Source organism: Tenacibaculum haliotis, from assembly GCF_025215075.1.
Taxonomy (GTDB): Bacteria; Bacteroidota; Bacteroidia; order Flavobacteriales; family Flavobacteriaceae; genus Polaribacter; species Polaribacter haliotis_B.
Map to the genome: position 1 here is coordinate 1 of NZ_JAOBTH010000027.1, position 20,988 is coordinate 20,988.

Sequence of the window (20,988 nt, forward strand, 5' to 3'; positions counted from 1 at the left end):
TGTAAAAGTTACTACATCGCCTACATTTGGATTTGTATTACTTACACTTTTTAATAAACTTAAATCTGCAGTTTGTGGTGTAATGACTGAAGCTACTTCATCATCTTCACTCTGATCGCCATCATCATTATCTGGTGTACTATTTGGATCAAACTGATCACTTGCCGTAATCTCTGCGATATTAATATGGCTGATTCCTGATCCTGGCGCTAATACTCTTGCTGTATAGCTTAAATCTAACGTATTACTTCCTGCTGTTGCTGATACATTCAAGCCACTCCAACTTAATACATTTCCTATTTGTGTAGCTGTTCCTGAACTTACAATTACTAAACCATTCGGAACTGTATCTACAACACTTACTCCTGTGGCATCACTCGTTCCGTCGTTTGTAACTGTAACTGTATACGTAATAACATCGCCTACATTTGGATTCGATACACTTGATACTTTCGCTAATGATAAGTCTGCGCTTTGTGGAATTACTGTAAATGTAATTTCGTCATCGTCCTTGATTCCATCTCCTTTGTCATCAACTGTATTATCTGTTGATGGATCACTGTCTGGGTCAAATTGATCACTTGCTATTATACTTGCTGAATTCCTATATTCGTTTGCAGCACCAGTTGGTGCATTTACGGTTGCTGTATAACGAACTTTAATATTATCATTTATTGGAATATTTAAATTTGACCAAATAATTGTATTTGGTGTACTACCTATTGATCCTCCATTTAAAATGGTTCCTAATGTATATCCACTTGGTAATATATCCTCAACTGTTACTCCTGTTGCAGAACCACTACTTGCTGGCGCTGCTGCATTACTTACTGTTAATTCAAACGTTAATACATCTCCAACATTAGGAGTTACGCTTGAACCAGTCATTAAAGCTTTTGTTATACTTAAATCTGCTGATTGTAATGTAATTACCTGATTATCTTCATCATCTTCACTTTGATCACCATCATCATTATTCGGATTACTATTAGAGTCCTCACCATCTGCCGCTGTTATTTGTGCAATATTTTTATATTCATCTACAGCTCCTGTTGATGCATTAATGGTTGCCTGGTATGTTAGTTGAGTTCCATTAGAATTCCCTACCTGAACGGTTAAACCACTCCATGTAATAGTATTTCCTGTTAGCGTTCCTGCATTACTAATGTTAGTAATATTACTATACCCCACAGGTAAAACATCTGCAACACTTACATTTGTACCTATACTTGGACCTGAATTTATTAAAGTTATTTTAAAAGTTACTATACTTCCAACATTTGGAGTTGAATTATCTACACTTTTAACTAAACTTAAATTAGCACATTGCTCTATTATAACTGTAACAGGTACTTTTGCACTTTCACATATTCCATTTGAATTACTAACGTAATATGTTTTACTACCAACTGTTGATGTATTTGGTATAGGTGCTGATGATAACATCGTTGTTGCATTAGAATCATACCAAACAATTGTGCCTGAACCTGTAGCTGTTAACTGAGGTGCTGGACTATATTGACAATAAGTTATATTGCTTATTGTTGTTGGTAATTCTGGTACAGGAACTTCTTGAACCTCTACTTCTGTAGAAGTTGTATTTCCACAATTTTCTGCATCAGTTACTACCACTTTATAAAACCCAGGTTGTAATCCAGTATAACTTCCATCTAAATCACCATCGGATTGAGAAGCATTAACAAAACTCCCCCCAGAGCTAGTTGCATATATTAAATCATATACTAAAGGAGCTATGCCACCTGAAGCTGAAGCTGAAACCGACCCATTACTATAACCTTGACAACTATCTGTTCCATTTATTGATGATATTATAGCTGTTGTTGGGCCTACAATTGTTATAGTTACATCATCTGTATCTGGCACACATATTGGGCCATTAGATACTGTCCAGGTTAAAATGGCAGTTTCACCTGGCACAGCTCCCGTTAATGTTAACGATGTAGTTGGGCTACTTGGACTATCAAAACTAACGGTAAAATCTGGTGAAGAATTAACACTCCATGTACCTATACCAACTAAAGGTGGTATAGCGCTTAATTGTGGATTATCTGTACAAACATTTATTGACGCTGATCCTGCATCGGCTGTTGGCTGCTCATAAATTGTAATTGCTATGTCGTCTATTTTTCTACATGAAGAGCCTGATACTCCATTACTTGTTGTCCATCTAAAATAATAAACTCCCGGTGCTGTTAAACCACTTACTGGTGATTTAGGATCTGATGGTGTAAAAGCTGGTGTTGGTACACCAGATGTGCTTAATGAAGATAAAAAAGACCATGTACCACCTGTTGCAGCAGTAGCATCCATAGTCGCTGTACCTGGTGCTGCTCCACAAATATTAATATCAGGTCCAGCAATCGCTGCTGGTGGTTCTTGATTTGTTACATTCATTGTATCTGACAATGATGCTGGCGAACAACCACCTCCTGGTGCGTTTAATGTATATGTAAACACATAATCTTCCCCTGGTGTAATAGTAGCTGTAGCTATATTATCACTAACAGCTGTAATTGTTGGCGCAGGTCCTCCTGTACTTGAATTTAAAGACCATGTACCCTCAGAACCTGTTGTACCTTCTAATACTACTTCTGTAACACTACATAAGTTTTGATCTGATCCAGCATCTGCTGGAGCCACTACGGTTACCGTAACATCATCAGATGTAGTTAAAGTAGTATTACATGATGGATCTCTACTAGGTTCTTTTGGTGAAGTTACCCAACTAAACAAATAATCACCAGTAACTAAACCACTAATTCCTGTACTAGGATTATTCGCGTCTGTTATAGATGGGGAATTGGGTCCAGATATAAATTGCCAAGAACCTTTACCTACTTGTGGCGAAAATAATGCGTTTAAATTACCACTATTGCTATCACATATTGTAAAATCTGAACCTGCATTTGCTACTGTAGGTTGATTTGCAATGGTAAAAACTACTCTATCATTTGTTGTACAACTTGCGGTAAAAACCCTCCATTCAAACTCGTATAAACCATCAGCTAAATTAGAAAATATTGCTGTTGAGCTATTAATATTATCTACAGTCCAACCAGCACCACCGTAAGTTTGCACCCATGTACCCTGACTAACTGGTGTAGCAGCAGTCATTGTAATAGATCCTGACCCACAAACATCTTGATCTGCTCCTGCTGAATAAGGTGAAGCTGGAGTAACGGAAACTGTTACTTCATCTGAAGTAGTATTATTAGGACACGTAACACCTCCTGAAGCAGTCCATTTAAACACATAATTTCCTTCTTGTAAACTTGTTACTGTAGTATTAGGATCACTTAGTGTAGTAATATCACCACCAGCAGGACCACTTTCTTTTGTCCATTCACCACTACCACTCGTAATCGTTGAGCCATTTAAAGATGTTGTGTTACCTGTTACACAAATATCATTTCCTGCACTTGCTAAACTAGGACCTGTATTATTGTTAACAGTTATTACAACATCATCTGTTGCAGTACCACATTGATTCGTTATGGTATACGTAAATGTATACACTGTATTTGCTTGTAAACCTGTTACCAGTGTTTTTGGGTCATTTAAAGAAACTATTGTTGGTCCTAATGGAGAAACACTCCATGTTGCTAATTCATTTTCAAAAACATTAGTTCCATCTAGTTGATAATTCCCTAAACAAACTGTAGCATCTGCTCCTGCAAAGTTTCCTGAGTATGATGGGTTACTTATTGAAACTGCTACTTTAACTTCATCTGAATTACTTTCATTTAAAACTCCATTAGGTCCAGATGAAATGACCCATCTGAAGTAATAAACTCCTCCTACCAAACCTGTAACAGAAGTTGAAGGATCGTTTTCATTTGTAATTATTGCTGTATTTGGACCACTTACTTGCGACCAAGTTCCTACTCCTTGAGAAGGAGTATTACCCGTTAATGTTGTCTGAGTTGTTGGTACACATACATAAATATCTGTTCCTGCATTTGCATTTACAGCTAAACCTGATATTTTAACTATAATATCATCTGAAGCCACAGTACAACCTATATCTGTATTTCCTCTTGGTTCTCTTGTTGCTCTAATAACATAAGTACCTATTTGAGTGAATGTTCTTGTAAAACTATTAGCATTACCTATATTGATTACCCCGGTAGTAATTGGACCGCTTATTACTTGATAACGTGTAGGTGTATTTATAGTTGGACCTGTTTCTTTGGTTACACCAAATATAATATCCGCTTCACCTGAACCATTTAATGTTGCAAAAATACATTCTGAAGGAGAACCGTTATCTGTTAAAGTTACTGACAAAGGGTTTTTAATAAATTTAATTTGAACATCACCAGAACTTGTACAGGCTGTGCTTGTACCACTTGTTACAGTATATCGTAGCCTATAAACAGCGTTATCTCCCCCTGCATTAACGTCTAAACCATACACTGTAGGCGTTACAACTCCTGATACAATATCTTGTTGGGTAACACCATCACTATTAAAAGTAGCTGTACCAAAACCTGGCCCTGGGTTTGTAATAATCTCCCACATAACTGTTTCTCCTGGTTTTTCAGGCGGGTTTGCAGCTAATGTGTATTGTGTTGTTGGGTTAGAAGGATTATTACATATACGTATGTTACGGTCATTTATTAAAGAACCTGCATTTGTAACACTACCTGCTGGGGCAGGAACTGTAATTTCAACTGTATCTGTACCTGAAACACAAGCCCCGCTTACTGTCCATCTAAATGTATAGACTCCTGGTACTAATGGACTAACACTAGCGTTATTATTGGTTGAGTTACTAAAACTAGGGTTACTAGGTCCACTGACTAACTCCCAAATACCTGCTGGTTGACCAGAAGGTGTATTACCTGCAAAAGAACCTTGTAAATTATAACTTGTATTAACATCGTAACATGCACTAAGTGTCTCATCTGAACCTGCAGTAACAGGAGAATCTCCCCCTAAGTTTGTTACATTAATTCTTGAAACACCGTCACAAGTCGCTGGATTTCCGTCGGTAAGCCTCCACTCAACAATAGAAGTACCTGCTGAACCTGTTGGAAATGTAATACCAGATGTATTTGACGTAGCATCTGCAAAAGACACTCCTGCTCCATTACCTCCTAAAACCGACCATTCACCTGTAAAGCCAGCTGGTGGTGCTGTACCAGATAAAAAGTATCCTCCTGGACAACCTGTTATATCAGAACCCGCATCAGTTGTTGGAGCATTTGTTACAGTAATAGTAACATCTTGTGAAGTTGGCAAACCATTACTACATAGAACCATTAGCCTAAATACGTATGAATTACCACCTGTTGCCCCTGTTATTATAGGCTTGTAAATTGATGGATCACTTATACCAACGGTTGGCCCAGAAACCTGAGACCACGATATTGTTGATGTATTTACATTTGCATCACCTGAACCATCTAACTGTAATTCAACCCCTTCACAAAAAGAAGCACTTGCTCCTGCATTAACCCCACAGTTAGGATTGGTTGCTTGTGCATAAATTTTAAATTGAAAAATAAATAGAAAAAGTATTAAACTAAATTTAAAATATTTTTGTTTCATATACGTTAATTTACAATAAGCTAAAGATGATTTTGAATTAAACAACAATTTTTGAACAATACACGTTTATGAACACCGTTCTATTTTTAGTAAAAAACTTGGATAGTTTAATTTCTTTTTTTTAAAAGTAATAAATATTTTTAACATTAATGTTTACGCTAATGTTAAAAACCCAAAAATTAAAAGCGCTATTATAAATAAGACACTTATTTATTTATAATGTCACATAAAATAATTATCTATTTATATCTACAACTACTAAACCTATATTTTATAGATATATAAAAAAAAGCAACCAAATTTGGTTGCTTTTTTTATTTATTCAAAATTTAAACAGGAAACTCTTAAATAGATTCTCCTAATTCTTTTAGTTTAGAGGTATTTTCAGCCATCATTAACTCATCAATAATTTTCTGAATATCACCATTTATAATATTCGATAAATCATATAATGTTAATCCGATTCTGTGATCAGTCATACGACCTTGTGGAAAGTTATACGTTCTAATCTTAGCAGATCTATCTCCAGATGTAACCATGGTACCTCTTTTTAAAGCATCTTCGGCATTTTTCTTAGCCAATTCCATTTCGTATAAACGAGAACGTAATACTTTAAAAGCTTTTTCTTTATTTTTATGTTGCGATTTCTGATCTTGACATTGCGCTACTAAACCAGTAGGAATGTGCGTTAATCGTACTGCCGAATACGTAGTGTTTACCGACTGACCTCCTGGACCTGAAGAACAGAAAAAATCGATACGTACTTCTTTTGGGTTTATCTCTACATCAAATTCTTCTGCTTCCGGAAAAACCATACAAGTAGCTGCCGATGTATGCACACGACCTTGTGTTTCTGTTTGCGGTACACGTTGTACACGGTGCACACCTGCCTCAAACTTTAAAGTTCCGTAAACATCATCTCCAGAAACTTCAAACTGAATTTCTTTAAATCCACCATTGGTTCCTTCAGAATAATCTACTGTACTCACTTTCCAACCTCTACCTTCACAGTATTTAGTATACATTCTAAACAATTCACCTGCAAAAATACTTGCCTCATCACCACCTGCACCAGCTCTAAGTTCAACTACTGCATTCTTAGCGTCTTCTGGATCTTTAGGTATTAACATGAATTTTATTTCATCTTCTAAAACCGGAATACGCTTTTTAGCCTCATCCATTTCCATTTTAGCCATTTCAGTCATTTCTGCATCACTTCCGTCTGCAATAATTTCCTTAGCCTCTTCAATTGAATCAGTTAGACTTTTATACTCATTACCTTTTTCTACAACCTTACCTAAATCTTTATATTCTTTACTTAATTTAGCGTAACGTTTTTGATCCATTATAATATCTGGTTGGATAATTAAATCCGAAACCTCATCATAACGTTGTTTTATAATTCTAATTTTATCTAACATCTTCTAACTTTTCTGGTTTGCGAATTTACGTTTTTTATCGGAATTATTTTTAAAATTCAATTAACTATATTTGATTTAAAACCGATTTATTAATAATGAAAACATTGCAGCTTTATTTTCTTTTTTATAAAACTACGTTTTTCCTTCCCTTAGCGCTTACTCTTTTTGTTGTGCTAAAATATAGAATGATGCCATTGGCTGTACTTGCCTTATTTACAGCTTCTTTATTAGTTTGGTTTTATCAGAATTTTATTAGTGATCCAAAAAAAGAAAAACTCTATTTCTACTACAATTTAGGAATTACAGAACTAAGCCTATATACTTTTGTTTTTATTATCAACCTAATTATTTCCACAACACTAAATACTTGCCTAAAATGGATTGTTTAGAAATTGATAATATCGAACTAAATTTTGGCGCTACCGAAATTTTAAAGGCTATTTATTTTAAAGCTGAAAAAGGAAAAATTACAGGAATATTGGGAAGTAACGGGTCAGGAAAAACATCTTTATTAAGAATAATATTTGGCGAATTAAAACCAAAAACAAAATTACTTAGAATTGATAACAAACCTATTTTAACAGCTTTATATAAAAAAGGATACATAAAATACTTACCCCAATTTCATATTATTCCTGAAAATATTTCTTTAAAAAATGGATTTACTTTTTTTAATGCCTCTTTTGATGATTTTTTAATTGATTTCCCTCATTTTGAATCACAAAAACATCATTATTTTTCGGAGTTTTCTGGAGGAGAAAAAAGACTGATAGAAACGTACATCATCTTAAAATCTGATGCGAAAATTATATTGTTTGATGAACCTTTTTCTCATTTAGCGCCGCTTTATATTAAAAAACTAAAAGAAGTGCTACAAGTTGAAAAACAGCACAAAATAATTATTATTACCGATCATTTATATAAAGATATTTTAGATATTTCTAACACCTTATATTTACTAAAAGATGGCTGGAACAGGTTATTAAAATCTCCCGAAGAATTGATTCAATACAACTATATAAACGCCTTATAAAAACCTAAACTCATGAAAAACTACTTCCTTTTATTCTTTGCAATTGCATTATTCTCTTGTAAAACAGCACAAAAAACGCAACCAAATTGGCTCGTTGGTAAATGGGAACGTGTAAATGAAAAACCGGGTAAAAGCACCTTCGATTTTTGGAATAAAGATTTAACAGCTATCGGTTTTACGCTAAAAAATTCGGATACTATTTTTAAAGAAATAATGAGTATCGTAACTGTTAAAGACACGTTGCATTTAAAAGTTGAAGACGTAAACGAAAAACCTACTTTATTTAAGTTTACCCAACAAACAGACACTTCTTTTGTCTGTGAAAACAAAGAAAATGAGTTCCCTAAGAAGATTTATTATTTTTTAGACAAACAGCAATTAAAATGTAAAATATCTAATGAGGAGTTTTCTGTAGATTTTGTTTTTGATAGAACTGAATAAACAAACACCTCCACTAGAAACATTTTTTATATATTTAAACAAAATTGCAACACCTAACAACTCGACTTATTATATAATACTCTATTTTCGAGTTAAAAGAACCTTTTGTTCTTATATAGCGAGTTGCCAGCAAGCTAAAAATGACGAACCAATTAAAAACATATTTACTAGACTACTTTAATTTTGACTCTAACGATGATGAATTACTTGAGAAATATTTTGTAATAAAAAAGTACAAGAAAAAAGATTTCTTAATACAAGAAAATACAAAATCATCAGATTTCTTTCTAATTCTAGAAGGTTATGTTAGAACATTTCACATTTCTGAACAAGGGGAAGAAATAACAACTGAAATATTGGAGAACGGAGAGTTAGTATGCTCTATGTACAGTCTATTAAAAAATGAAAAAACATTTGAAAACAGTCAATGTATTGGTGACTGTCTGGTATGTATAATATCTGAAAAAACATTTGAAAAATTATGTACCGAAAACCCACAGTGGTTTCAGCTTGGAATGAAATTCTTGAAAAATGACATTTTAAAAAAAGAGGAAAGAATAAGAGGCTTTTCAAAACTTAAGGCAAATGAACGTTATCAAAAATTAATATCTGAAAAGCCAAATATTATTCAAAATGTTCCAATAATTTATATCGCGTCATATTTGGGTATAAAACCCGAATCTTTAAGTCGTTTAAGAAGTCAAACTATCATTTCCTAACAATTGTTATCTTTTATGTATTTTGGACTAAGTTTCTTTGTTGTCTAATTTAAACAATATAGAAATGCAAGAAACATCACTTATAACAGGTGTCAATGGACATTTAGGGAACAATCTTTTGAGAAACTTACTTTCAAAAGGAATTAATGTAAAAGGCACAGTAAGAAACATAAATAACAAAGAACCTTTCCGAGGTTTAGATTTTACACCAACCTATGCAGACTTAACCGATAAAGCATCATTGCTTAAAGTGTTAGAGGGAATAGATATATTATACCAAGTAGCAGCTGTATTCAAATTATGGACAAAAAATTCTGAAAAGGATATTTATGAAGCCAATATGTTAGCTACTAAAAACATTATGGAAGCTGCAGCTGAAATGAATATCAAAAAAATAATTTATGTGAGTTCTATTGCTGCAATTGGCAGAGAAACTATACCAATGAATCCCAATACTTTCAATGATGAGAAAGAGAATATATACTACAGGTCAAAAATTGATAGTGAAAAATTAGCTTGGAAAATAGCCCAAAAGCATAATATAAAAATGATAAGTGTTTGCCCATCTGCTATGATTGGAGAGAATTGCACAAAATTAACACCTTCCCACAATATGTTACGAATGGTGTTAAACAAAGAAATATTTGCAGATAGTCAATTTTATATTAATTGGGTTAATGTTAAGGATGTTGCTGAAGGATGTTACTTGGCAGCTCTAAATGGTAGAAATGGAGAACGTTATGGATTAGGAACTTCCAAAGCAATTGGTTTAACAGAAATAATTCACCTTGCTCAAGAGTTATTTCCTGAACAACAAATAAAGACTCCATTTAAAATGCCCAAATGGATGTTAGATTTAAGTGCTTTTTACTTTGAAATTATGTCAAGGTTTAATGGAAAAGAGCCAATGCTACAGAAAAATCAAGTTAGGATGTATTTTAACTTACATCAAGATATGGATATAAGTAAATCTGAAACAGAATTAGGCTATAAACCAACTGAACCTAAAATTGCGATTAAAAATGCTTTAAAGTTTTTGAATGAAAATAAAGCCATAATGTAAAAAATCCAGCAGGTAACAACGTATAAAAATAATAAGGAGTTAAGTGTCAAACTAAAACAGAGTGCTTTTCAACAAAGCCCGCCAAATTTACAATTTGTAAGATTTTAAAAAATAAATTAAAACTAAAATTGTAAATTTGGCTAAGTATCAACTGAAAAGTAAGTATCTTTTAATCTCTTACTATTATTATACAAACCGTTACAACATTGAATCCAATACTCTAAATTAAAAAAAAGCCATTGACTTTATTTATGGAAAATGAATTAATCAAAAGTGATATATTAAATATTGTAAAATCAATCATACCCTACGATAAATTAGAGGAGGAACACATAAAAGACATTATTGAATGGATTTCAAGTGGAGTGAATATTTTTAGAATAAAAAAAGATGCAATACCTCCAAAACACCTTGTCAGTTATTCAGTTGTAATTGATTTAGAAAAACAAAAAATATTGCTTTTAGACCACAAAAAAGCATTATTAATGCTTCCAAGCGGAGGTCATATAGATATAAACGAAATGCCATTTGAAACTGCTAAAAGGGAGCTCTATGAGGAATTGGAATTATCATTAGAACCAATTTTAAAAAATAAAGCAATACCATTTTTCGCTACCGTGACACAAACAGTTGGCATAAGCGAAAAGCATACTGATGTTTCATTATGGTTTTTGTTTAAAGGAGATTCAACTAAGGATATAAATAATGAAACGAGTGAATTTAAGAAAGAGTTTGAAGATTATCATTGGTTAGATTTTAATAAAATATTATCAATGCCAATATCTAGATTTGACCCACATATGCATCGGTTTGTTGAAAAACTGAAACTGAATTTAGTCGAATAACCTGAACCTAAAAAAACAACGAAATGGCAACACCTATATAATTTATTGCTGTTCTCGCCTACTTACTAAATTAGTTACCTAAACTACGCAAAAAACCATATACAAACACGATAAAAGAACCTCTATTCTTCATATAAGAAGTTGTAAAACATTTGTGAACGGAATCTTAAATTCGCTAGAATAAGTTAGCTGAAACTTATATATATTATTGGAATAAAATACACTATTTTTTATGCTTTAATTAACGTGTTTTTTTATTAAACTTAACATTTGTATTATTGAAATATGATAGGTTTGTATTGAACTATTTAATAATCTATTTTATGAAAAAAATTTTAATAATTACAATCTTATTTTCTATTTTTAATACTAATGCACAAACTGGAAACGAAATTAAAGGAAATCAATTAGAAAGGAAAAATGAAATAAAACTTAACGCTTATTTTACAGCTTTGGGACTTTTTGAAGTGACTTATGAAAGGAGTTTAAATAGAAAATCATCCTTAGGAATAACTGGATTATATACTTTTAGTAAAAAGTACGATGAGGATACAAATTTTCTAATATCTCCTTTTTATAGAAGATACTTTGGCAAGAAATATACTTCAGGTTTTTTTACTGAAGGATTTGCGACAATAGGCTCTGTTGATGGAAAACAATTAACTGATCTAAATGGAAATTTAACCTTAAATGAAGGTCCTGATGTAGTTGATTTATCACTTGGTTTAAGTCTTGGATATAAATGGACTACCAAAAACGGAATTACTTTTGAGGCTATATTTGGAATGGGAAGAAATTTATTTAATGATGATAAAACAGACCATAATATTATTAATCGTCATGCAATAAATATAGGTTACCGATTTTAGTCTAAAAAAAAGTTTTAAAACACCGTATATAATTTATTACCGGCTTCTTGCCTACTTACGAAAGTCCGCGAGGACTTTCTTGGTTAGTAATTATTTACTAAATTAGTTCCTTAAACCACGCAACAAACCATATACAAACACGATAAAAGAACCTCTATTCTTCATATAACAAGTTGTACATTATTAATAAAATCAATCAAAATGGACATTAAAAAAATAATTAACACCTCAAGTTTAACAGAAAACTCTAAACTTCAAATCATTACGATATATGATAAAATAACAAAGGTTTTTCTTAAATATGAAAATGAAGAACTAGGAGAAATAATAAAAGAGGAAAAATTATTAGCTCAACTTGAAAGTTTCATTCAAAGTATTGCAGATAATACATTAGGAAAGCTTTTAGTTTCTGAGTTATTTCCAAAAAAGGTTCAGAATACTGAAAAAATCATATCCTTTAGTATACGAATTAGCCGATATGAAGGATGGCTTACTTTATATAAATTTGAGAGCGAAAAGAATTATGATGATGTAGCAGATATTACGGTGGATTGTTTAGCGCAAATTGGTTGCTCTGAGGCTTTGAATGAAGCTGGTGAAAATGGACATTACTTAATTGAAGATCTACTGGATGATATTGATAAATTATTGAGGATCTGCTTAAAAGAATATCTTTCATTAGAAAAATTGATAGAATGGGAAATAAAACAACCAATTCCCATATATTATAGTTCAAACTATGAGGAAGAGTGGGATGATGCTCATGAAGGAATTTTACTTACAACGCTGAAATAAAAATATTTTACAGTAAAATAATGAAAAAAAATAAAGGAACAACATTAGTTCATTAGTTGTGATTAGAATGATGTTTACAATACTTGGATTAACTGTTTTTCCTGATAATTAAACTATAAAACCGTTAGTTTAACTCTAATTTATAACCAACACCATGTATGTTGGTTAATTTTACAGAACTGTCTTCTTTTAGTTTTTTACGCAGTTTAGAAATATAAGTATCTAAACTTCTACCTACAAAAACACCGTTATCTTCCCAAACCTTTTTTGTTAGCTCATCTCGTTTTATAATTTGATTTGGGTTTGCAACAAAAATTGCTAATAATTCACATTCTTTTTTAGAAAGATTTATCTCTGTTGCTTGTTTCACTAATTTATTTTGCTCTGGATAAAATTGAAAAATTCCTATTTTAGTTGCTTCATTTTTATCATCCGTAGGTAGTTCTTTTATTTTTTTCTTAGAGAGTTTATAATCGAATAAAAAAACAACTAAAAGCAAAACAAAAACAATTAAAAAGAGGTTTTTATTAAAAGGTACTATTGTTCTATTTGTAAATTTTAACTTTATAATGTAACAACTCTTTGGTAAAATTCTTCCCTTACAAGGAACAATATCCTTTTCTATTTTATTTTTTATTTCAAAGCTATACGCTACTTCATTATCTGAACATTGCAAAACTTCTACTCTATAATAATTAGATAATTCTGCTTTTTTAAAACTACTATCTACTATAGCAACTAAATTACTAGGTTCAAAAGAAAGCTGATTTTGAAACGATATTTTATATGTAAAATCATCAAACTTAGTTACTGGAAACACTAAAGAGGTAGCGTCTTTATTAGAAAGTAATAATTGATTACCTACATCACGCAAAGAAACTTTTACCCTTTCCGAAAAGTCTTCATTCTTTTTATTCGACGGAGAAAATATCCAACTTAAAAAAAGAAGGAGTACTAAAACACTGTATATATAAATTTTATTTCTGCTCATAATTACCGTAAATAACCTACATTTTTATGACTTTTTACAACAGTTGACACTTCTTTTACATTTTTTTGACACTCTTTGGAGTTGCTAACCTTAATTTTATCATGCTCCTAAAATAATAGATGAATTTCAATTCAATAATAACTCTTAAATCTCTATAAAATGAAAAATGTAATAATATGTTACTGCCTTATTTTTACCATAAGCTGTAAGAAACAAAATATTAAGGATACAAATTTAACTGCCGTCAACAATATAGCAAGTCAATATACAACTACACAAACTTCTTTAAACTATTTTGATAGTCTAAAAAGAAAAAATACTGAGCCTTACAAATTAAAATTAGCTTCAAAAAAATTACAAAATAATGAATATGACCTATCAATCTCAATGGAATTATTTAACAATGCTCATTTCATATCTCCGAATGCTAAACGTAAATTTAAAGGGAAGTTTAAAGTAGTTTTTGACACTACTGATAAATTTAGTTTATTAGACAAGCTTATTGAAATTCCTCTTTCTACAGAAGAATATGATGAACATCCTTTTGTAAACGGAACTGTTAATTGGGTACGAGAAAACACGGTGTATCATCAAAAAATAAAACGAACTAATAACGAGAGTTTTCAAGTAAAAGGGTATATTCAATTTACTATTGAACCAAAATGTACTTTAGAGAAAATTCCTTTTATTATAAAATATGAAAATAGTAAAATGAGAATTGAACTATTTGGTTGTTAATCTAGACATATGAAACATATAAAAACAGATATTATATTCAATAAAAAACTAACACAATGAATAATAAGATTATAACACTTATTGCTTTACTATTATTTAGTGCTACAACTATATTTTCGCAAAAGGATGAATTTAATTTAATTGCACTTGACTCTACTTGGGGGCAAGAAGTCATTCGTTTTCCTGCCAGGCATATGGATTATATAGGAGTTGGTGAAGTTAGATTCCCACCTAAAAGAGGCTGGATTAAACCTAAACACGATTTCTTTTGGTCGTACACCTATGCTTGGTCTATAGATGTTAATAGGAAAATCCCTGCTAAAGAATTAGAGATGGATTTAGTAAAATACTTTAATAGCTTGAATAAAATTGACATGAACGCTAAAGCGGATGAAAAATATTCATCAGCTGTAATATCAAAAATTAAAAAACAAAAATCTGTAACTTATTATAAAGGATCTGTAAAAATATTTGATCGTTTTGCAACTAAAAAAATGATTACACTAAATGTTTTAATTGAAAACTTTCATTGTAAAAAGAATGAAAAAACAATACTATTATTTAAATTTTCACCGAAAGATTTAACACATAAAACTTGGGCAACATTGAACGATATAAAATTGCTCTCAGATTTATGTAACTAAAAAAAAGCCTCAGAAAATTCTGAGGCTTTTTTAAAAAATTTATTTTTATCTACTAATACTCAAAAGTACCGTATTCACTTTTTATAGTTAACTTTTTATTAGAAGCATCTTCTACACGACCAATAATTTTAGCATCCACATTAAACGATTTTGAAATAGAAATAATATCTTCAGCTACTGATGGAGAAACGTACAATTCCATTCTATGACCACAGTTAAAAACCTGATACATTTCTTTCCAGTCTGTTTTTGATTGCTCTTGTATCAATTTAAACAATGGCGGAATTGGAAACATATTATCTTTTACAATATGTAAATTATCAACAAAATGTAAAATTTTAGTTTGTGCTCCACCAGAACAATGAATCATTCCGTGTACCTCATCCGAAGAAAATTTTGATAAAATTTCTTTAATAATTGGTGCATATGTTCTTGTTGGTGACAATACCAATTTACCTGCATCGATAGGTGAATCTTCAACTTTGTCTGTTAATTTTGTTTTTCCTGAATACACTAAATCCGAAGGTACCGAAGCATCAAAACTCTCCGGATATTTATCGGCTAAATATTTATGAAAAACATCATGACGCGCAGATGTTAATCCGTTAGAACCCATTCCTCCGTTATATTCAGTTTCGTAATTAGCTTGACCAAAAGACTCTAAACCAACAATTACATCGCCTGCTTTTATATTTGCATTATCAATAACATCGCTACGTTTTATACGTGCAGTTACCGTAGAATCTACAATAATTGTACGCACTAAATCACCAACATCGGCAGTTTCACCACCTGTTGAATGAATGGTTACTCCAAACTTTTTTAAATCATCAATCAATTCTTCTGTTCCGTTAATAATTGCTGATAAAACTTCTCCAGGAATCTTACTTTTATTACGTCCAATTGTTGACGATAACATAATATTATCTGTAGCACCTACACATAATAAATCATCAATATTCATAATTAGTGCATCTTGTGCAATTCCTTTCCAAACAGAAATATCTCCTGTTTCTTTCCAGTACATATATGCTAAGGATGATTTTGTTCCTGCACCATCGGCGTGCATTATCAAACAATAATTATCATCATTTGTTAAATAATCGGGTACAATTTTACAGAATGCTTTTGGAAACAATCCTTTATCAATGTTTTTAATTGCATTGTGCACATCTTCTTTAGATGCTGATACTCCGCGTTGTGCGTAGCGTTTAGAAATTTCTTGACTCATTTGTTGTGTTGTTGTTACTGCAAATTTAGTTTATCTAAATTTTAAATCAATAAAAAAGCGAACGTTTTTTAACGTTCGCTTTTTTATTGATTTAAAATACATTATTCCCAATCTGGCATTGTTGCATTTGTAAATAAAGTTACTCTTTCTATATTTCCAGATAAATTAGTTTTTACAACGTTTTGCTGAGAAACACCATCGTTAGAGGTATTTACAAAAATAACATCTGCTTCGTTTGGTGAAAATCTGGGATCCAAATCATTTGTTCCACTATCTTTATCATCTTCAGAAACATCTGTAAAAGTCATATCAGTAAAATCATAAATAAATATTCTAGTGTCTAATTGCCTATAATTTGTAGCTTGATGATTAGAAGCATCTCTTGTAAATAATAATTTATTACCAGAGGCTGATAAATTTAATCCCCCTAAAGCACCTTGCACTCCAGAGATCACGGTATTTAAAATATTCCCGTTTAAATTGATCATTAAAATTGATCCGTTATAACCATTTGCATCGTTTGTTTTTAAAGCTATTTTTAATCCATCGCTACTCCAATCACATTCTGAAATTAAGCTACCATCTGCAGTTTCATATATTTCTTCTAAGCCACTTCCATCTTTATTTATCGTATATAATTTATTAAAATAAGGATATAATAGTTTACTACCATCTGGTGACCATGAAAAATCTAACTCATTTAAGTTAAAACCTGCTACAGGAATCGTAGATGTTACTTTTTTTATATCGCCACCATTTGTCTTCATCGTATATATATGTGCTTCGTTATTATCTATTCTTAAAAAAGCTATTAAGTTGGTTACATTATTTTTTCTAGGTCTCCATGAGTTTAAATTTGAATTTGTTAGTGCTACAGAACTAGAAACAATTCCATTATCATCATTAAAACTCGATGAATAAATTATATTATTACTTGCTATATTTTTAACATAAAAATACCTATTCCCTGGGTCTTGTTTAATTGTAAAAGAGCGAGTACTACTTATTACATCTTCATTAATACCATCCGTTACTTCTATGCTCCAAAAATATTTTGCTCCATATTTTAAATTCGAAAGTGTATATATTTGCTCTTTTACATCTGTGATTCTAGTTACATCGTTATTAAAATCATTTCTAATTTCAATTGTGAATGTTAATTCATCCTCATCAAGATCTGTTGACTCCCAAGATAACTCAACTTCATTTAATAAATCGATAGTTCCATCTTCTGGTGTTAATAATACTGGTTGTGTTGGTGGTTTATTTAAAGCTGTTGAAATCTCCATTTCTAAAACAATATTTACCACACCATCTTTACTCACTGTAGCCCCCTCAAATGTATCTAAATGCCCCTCTTTTGTTGCCTGTATCGAATATTCTTGCACTTCAATTTCTTCAAAACTAAAATTACCATCAGTATCAGTAAATACCGTATTATTACTAGGCGAAATAGTAACTTTTACATTTTCTAACGGTGTAAAATCTTCTTTCTTAACAACTTTACCAGTTAAATTCCCAAATTCTACCAAACCTATTGTTCCGTCTTCTTCACAATTAATAAAAAAGATGGTAATTAATAGTATACTTATTGTTTTTATAACTTTTTTCATTTTTATTTTCGTTTAAAAATATACATTAATTCCTGCTCCGAAACGCCAAACTAAGTCGTTTTTCTCTCCTACAATTTGCCTATCTAAATTATCACTTAACAGCATATTATACTCGCCGTTTATAAAAATACCTACTTTGTTTGTTATTAAATACTCAACTCCCAAACCTCCTTGGAGTTTAAAAAAAGTATCCTCTAAATTTTTTCTAGATATTGAACCAACACCTCCATAAATATATGGCGTGAACTTCTCATATGGTAAAATAGTATATTCAATATTGAGCCCTGAAGTTATAAAAGCTTCATGAAAAATTCCTTTATTATCTAACTCAAACCGTCCCACAGTTCCCCAAAAATTAAATTTAGGATCATCAAATGTGTATTTGAACTTAAAATCAAAACCAAACTGATAAGTTGAATTCGCATAATCTCCTCTTATACTAGATACTCCTACGCCTGCACCTACTGCATACTTAGCTCTTCGGCTTTCTTGTTTTCGATCGTATAGTTTTGTTTTATCTGCTTCAATTTTCTCTTTCTCATAAGCTTTTGTTACATAATCTATCGCAGGCTTACCTCCTTTAGGTTGCCACACTCCATCAACAATTCCTTCAACGATTAATAAATCTACAGCTTTATCTATCGCTTCTTTTACGGCTAATTGTGCTGGTTCATTTTTTGTAACGCCCGTTTCAACCTCTAACAACCTTCTTAAAGCTACATAACGATATAAATTTGCTGAAATTCCTTGTGATAAAATAGTTTTCGAAACATATACGTTCTTTAATATTTCTCCTGTAGATGTTGATACTATTCTTAAATAAACTGTAATTCTATCTTGTCGATATTGATTTGACGCACCAACACCGAAATAACGTAAACCAGAACCTCCTGTTATAATATTTGAATCATATGAAACAACGCCTCCTTCTATAATAGTTCCTGCAAAAAGTAAAGGTGGCATTGTTACCTTTTTTCCGTTTGCATATTCCTGACGTGTATTTCTTATTATTTGTCGTTCATTTAAAAGATTCCCTATATTTTCTCTTTCAATAGGTCTAAACCAGCCCGATTCCTCCAGCGATTTTAATAAAATAGTAGTTCCTCCTTGTGTTATTGCTGTACTAAACGTAGATCCGTTTTGTACCGGTTTATACTGCCCTGTTTGATCTCTAAATTTATATACCCCTACAACAATTTTTTCTGATGGAAGAAAACTTTTAGCTAAAAACTCAGGAGAAGTACTTTCTCCTATCCTAGCTTTTGTTTGCGTAAATGGTTGATTAAAATAGGCTCCGCACCCCGTTAACATAGTAAGTGCTAACAAGTAAATAATACTTATCTTTTTTTTCATAGTAATTTTAATTACCCCCAGGGATTGTTATTTGAGTTTGTTCACCATTTGTAATATTTAGTATACTTACATTTAAACCATTTGTTCCTGGTGTTATTTCAACAACTAAATCGCCAAAAGTATAAGTACCTACTGTTAAATTAGTATCACCTAACTGCTGTTGAAATAAACTCTGCGACAGCGAACTAAGTAATCTATTATTTAAACTATTGGTAAAGTTTTCTAAAGCAGTTGGCACATCTCTCTGAGTATCTTCCTCCTCTGTAAATTCATTCTGAGCTGTAACTGATGCTATTATTTGCTGATAATTAAATGCATCTCCTCCAAAAAATGGACTTATTGGTTTATATACCAAATCTTGCGAATACACAAAACTAGAAATAAGAATTAAAATAAATAGTAGTTTATGCTTCATAACGGGTAGTTTTTAGTTGTTATATTTTATTTTGAAAGGTGTTTTTTTTTCTTTGATTATATACTCTTAAATTCCTCATTGCTCTTACAACATTTATCTTTAAATATTCTTCTTCTGGCCTAGCAAAAAACTCATGAATCTTCTTTCTATCAACCTCTACAGACAACATACTACTACGACCCATTGCTGGTTTTTCTACTATTTTTATAATAAATGGATAATTTTTTCCAGTAACTAAATACTCTTTATAAAAAAGATCATGATAATCTTTACCAATCTTAGTCATTGCTTCATCTATAACAATTCCTTTAATTAAAAACTGTTCTTCATCTACTATTTTTTTTGTTTTTACTTTTTCTTTAGGTAAGAGAAATAATGTATCCCTATTAATTAATTTACCTTTGTGTTTTATAAATAAATAAACCCTTAGTTCATCGTCTTTTTTAATATTTACTTTAATTGTAGACAACTGTTTTTCTTCTTTTGGCTTCAATGAAAAATCATCAGATTGATTGTTTTTTGAAATATTTCCCGAACTTCCTTTTTTTAATACCACAAAATTATAATTCAACTCATTTATAAAAAACGATTCTGCATTTACAACCTGAGCTCTTAGCGTTAAAAAATCATCTGTTCTTGCTAAATTTATTATCCCTTTAATTTTATACGCATCAAATTCTTGGGCGTGAGAATAAAACATCATAACAATTCCAAAAATCAAAAAAAATGTATGCTTTTTTTTCATTTTAAACAGTTATTTAATAATTAATGATATTCATTTTTGCTCCACCAAACTGAGCTATTTTCAAATTTTCAAACAACGAATTGGTTCCTTTTATTTTTAATAAATTTGAATTTCCTGTTTGTAGCACTCCTAAATTCATCGACTGTGTATTTCTATAGTTTAAAAATTGATAATTATTTTTATCCCCTATTTGATACACTTTATGCGTTCCTTTAGAAAATTTATCGTTGATGTTTGCCACATTTTTATCTCCTATTTGTTTTAACGAAATTGTACTAACCTCCTCTTGCTGTCTATTTGAGAAACTACCTGTGGCACTTTCAAATAATTGCAACGTGCTTAATTGTTTATCACTCGAAAAATAACTTGGTAATTTTTCATCTTGTGCTTTAACTAAAACTGAAAAAAGCAATACAAAAACAATAAGAATTCCTTTAATTAACTTCATCGCTTTATATTTTTAATTAAAAAAATGGAGTGAGAATAGTATTCTCACTC

18 protein-coding genes are annotated in these 20,988 nt (G+C 31.2%); 9 read left to right on the plus strand and 9 right to left on the minus strand.

The features are described from left to right. Together N2251_RS07655 and prfA are read right to left on the minus strand one after the other, a co-directional pair. The coding region (locus tag N2251_RS07655) for a PKD domain-containing protein (RefSeq protein ID WP_260586161.1) at window positions 1-5,574 on the minus strand (5,574 nt) is incomplete at its 3' end. A gap of 344 nt (window positions 5,575-5,918) precedes the next feature. Beyond that, the gene (prfA, locus tag N2251_RS07660) at window positions 5,919-6,995 is read right to left on the minus strand and encodes a peptide chain release factor 1 (protein WP_218771254.1); all 1,077 of its coding nucleotides are present in this window, start codon (window positions 6,993-6,995) and stop codon (window positions 5,919-5,921) included. A gap of 376 nt (window positions 6,996-7,371) precedes the next feature. Here prfA and N2251_RS07665 point away from each other — a divergent pair, with 376 nt between their 5' ends. From N2251_RS07665 to N2251_RS07695, 7 genes are all read left to right on the plus strand, one after another. Continuing rightward, the gene (locus tag N2251_RS07665; protein WP_260586162.1) at window positions 7,372-8,028 is read left to right on the plus strand and encodes an ATP-binding cassette domain-containing protein; all 657 of its coding nucleotides are present in this window, start codon (window positions 7,372-7,374) and stop codon (window positions 8,026-8,028) included. Between the two features lie 12 nt (window positions 8,029-8,040). Next, window positions 8,041-8,469: a DUF6265 family protein gene (locus N2251_RS07670; protein ID WP_260586163.1), complete on the plus strand. Its 429-nt coding sequence runs from the start codon at window positions 8,041-8,043 to the stop codon at window positions 8,467-8,469. 140 nt (window positions 8,470-8,609) lie between these two features. Next, the gene (locus N2251_RS07675; protein WP_260586164.1) at window positions 8,610-9,188 is read left to right on the plus strand and encodes a Crp/Fnr family transcriptional regulator; all 579 of its coding nucleotides are present in this window, start codon (window positions 8,610-8,612) and stop codon (window positions 9,186-9,188) included. Between the two features lie 64 nt (window positions 9,189-9,252). Then, window positions 9,253-10,251 (plus strand): NAD-dependent epimerase/dehydratase family protein, encoded by a 999-nt coding sequence (locus N2251_RS07680; RefSeq protein ID WP_260586165.1) that lies wholly within the window; start codon window positions 9,253-9,255, stop codon window positions 10,249-10,251. Window positions 10,252-10,502: 251 nt separating this feature from the next. Next, a complete protein-coding gene (locus N2251_RS07685; RefSeq protein ID WP_260586166.1) occupies window positions 10,503-11,096 on the plus strand; it encodes an NUDIX domain-containing protein in 594 nt (197 codons plus the stop codon). A 323-nt stretch (window positions 11,097-11,419) separates the two neighbouring features. After that, window positions 11,420-11,965 (plus strand): DUF3575 domain-containing protein, encoded by a 546-nt coding sequence (locus N2251_RS07690; protein WP_260586167.1) that lies wholly within the window; start codon window positions 11,420-11,422, stop codon window positions 11,963-11,965. A 201-nt stretch (window positions 11,966-12,166) separates the two neighbouring features. Continuing rightward, a complete protein-coding gene (locus N2251_RS07695) occupies window positions 12,167-12,760 on the plus strand; it encodes a hypothetical protein (RefSeq protein WP_260586168.1) in 594 nt (197 codons plus the stop codon). A gap of 124 nt (window positions 12,761-12,884) precedes the next feature. Here N2251_RS07695 and N2251_RS07700 read toward each other — a convergent pair whose 3' ends face one another. Beyond that, window positions 12,885-13,751 carry a winged helix-turn-helix domain-containing protein gene (locus N2251_RS07700; protein WP_260586169.1) on the minus strand — a complete coding sequence of 289 codons (867 nt, stop codon included), beginning with the start codon at window positions 13,749-13,751 and terminating at the stop codon, window positions 12,885-12,887. A gap of 159 nt (window positions 13,752-13,910) precedes the next feature. Between N2251_RS07700 and N2251_RS07705 the strand changes: the two genes are divergently transcribed. Both N2251_RS07705 and N2251_RS07710 read left to right on the plus strand, forming a co-directional pair. Further along, entirely contained in the window at window positions 13,911-14,489 is a 579-nt protein-coding gene (locus N2251_RS07705; protein WP_260586170.1) for a hypothetical protein, read from the plus strand. A gap of 56 nt (window positions 14,490-14,545) precedes the next feature. Continuing rightward, complete coding sequence (locus tag N2251_RS07710) at window positions 14,546-15,133, plus strand: hypothetical protein (RefSeq protein ID WP_260586171.1); 588 nt, start codon at window positions 14,546-14,548, stop codon at window positions 15,131-15,133. A gap of 52 nt (window positions 15,134-15,185) precedes the next feature. Here the strand turns inward: N2251_RS07710 and N2251_RS07715 are convergent, their stop codons facing one another. From N2251_RS07715 to N2251_RS07740, 6 genes are all read right to left on the minus strand, one after another. After that, window positions 15,186-16,364: an AIR synthase related protein gene (locus N2251_RS07715; RefSeq protein ID WP_260586172.1), complete on the minus strand. Its 1,179-nt coding sequence runs from the start codon at window positions 16,362-16,364 to the stop codon at window positions 15,186-15,188. Between the two features lie 101 nt (window positions 16,365-16,465). Further along, on the minus strand, window positions 16,466-17,977 hold the full coding sequence (locus N2251_RS07720) for a carboxypeptidase regulatory-like domain-containing protein (RefSeq protein WP_260586173.1): 1,512 nt from the start codon (window positions 17,975-17,977) through the stop codon (window positions 16,466-16,468). Window positions 17,978-17,989: 12 nt separating this feature from the next. Further along, window positions 17,990-19,330 carry a CsgG/HfaB family protein gene (locus N2251_RS07725; RefSeq protein ID WP_260586174.1) on the minus strand — a complete coding sequence of 447 codons (1,341 nt, stop codon included), beginning with the start codon at window positions 19,328-19,330 and terminating at the stop codon, window positions 17,990-17,992. 7 nt (window positions 19,331-19,337) lie between these two features. Further along, window positions 19,338-19,745, minus strand: coding sequence for a curli assembly protein CsgF (locus N2251_RS07730; RefSeq protein WP_260586175.1), 408 nt, complete (start codon window positions 19,743-19,745; stop codon window positions 19,338-19,340). A gap of 19 nt (window positions 19,746-19,764) precedes the next feature. Then, on the minus strand, window positions 19,765-20,490 hold the full coding sequence (csgH, locus tag N2251_RS07735; protein ID WP_260586176.1) for a curli-like amyloid fiber formation chaperone CsgH: 726 nt from the start codon (window positions 20,488-20,490) through the stop codon (window positions 19,765-19,767). Between the two features lie 13 nt (window positions 20,491-20,503). Further along, window positions 20,504-20,938, minus strand: a complete 435-nt coding sequence (locus N2251_RS07740) for a hypothetical protein (protein ID WP_260586177.1) — start codon at window positions 20,936-20,938, stop codon at window positions 20,504-20,506. Window positions 20,939-20,988 lie beyond the last annotated feature (50 nt).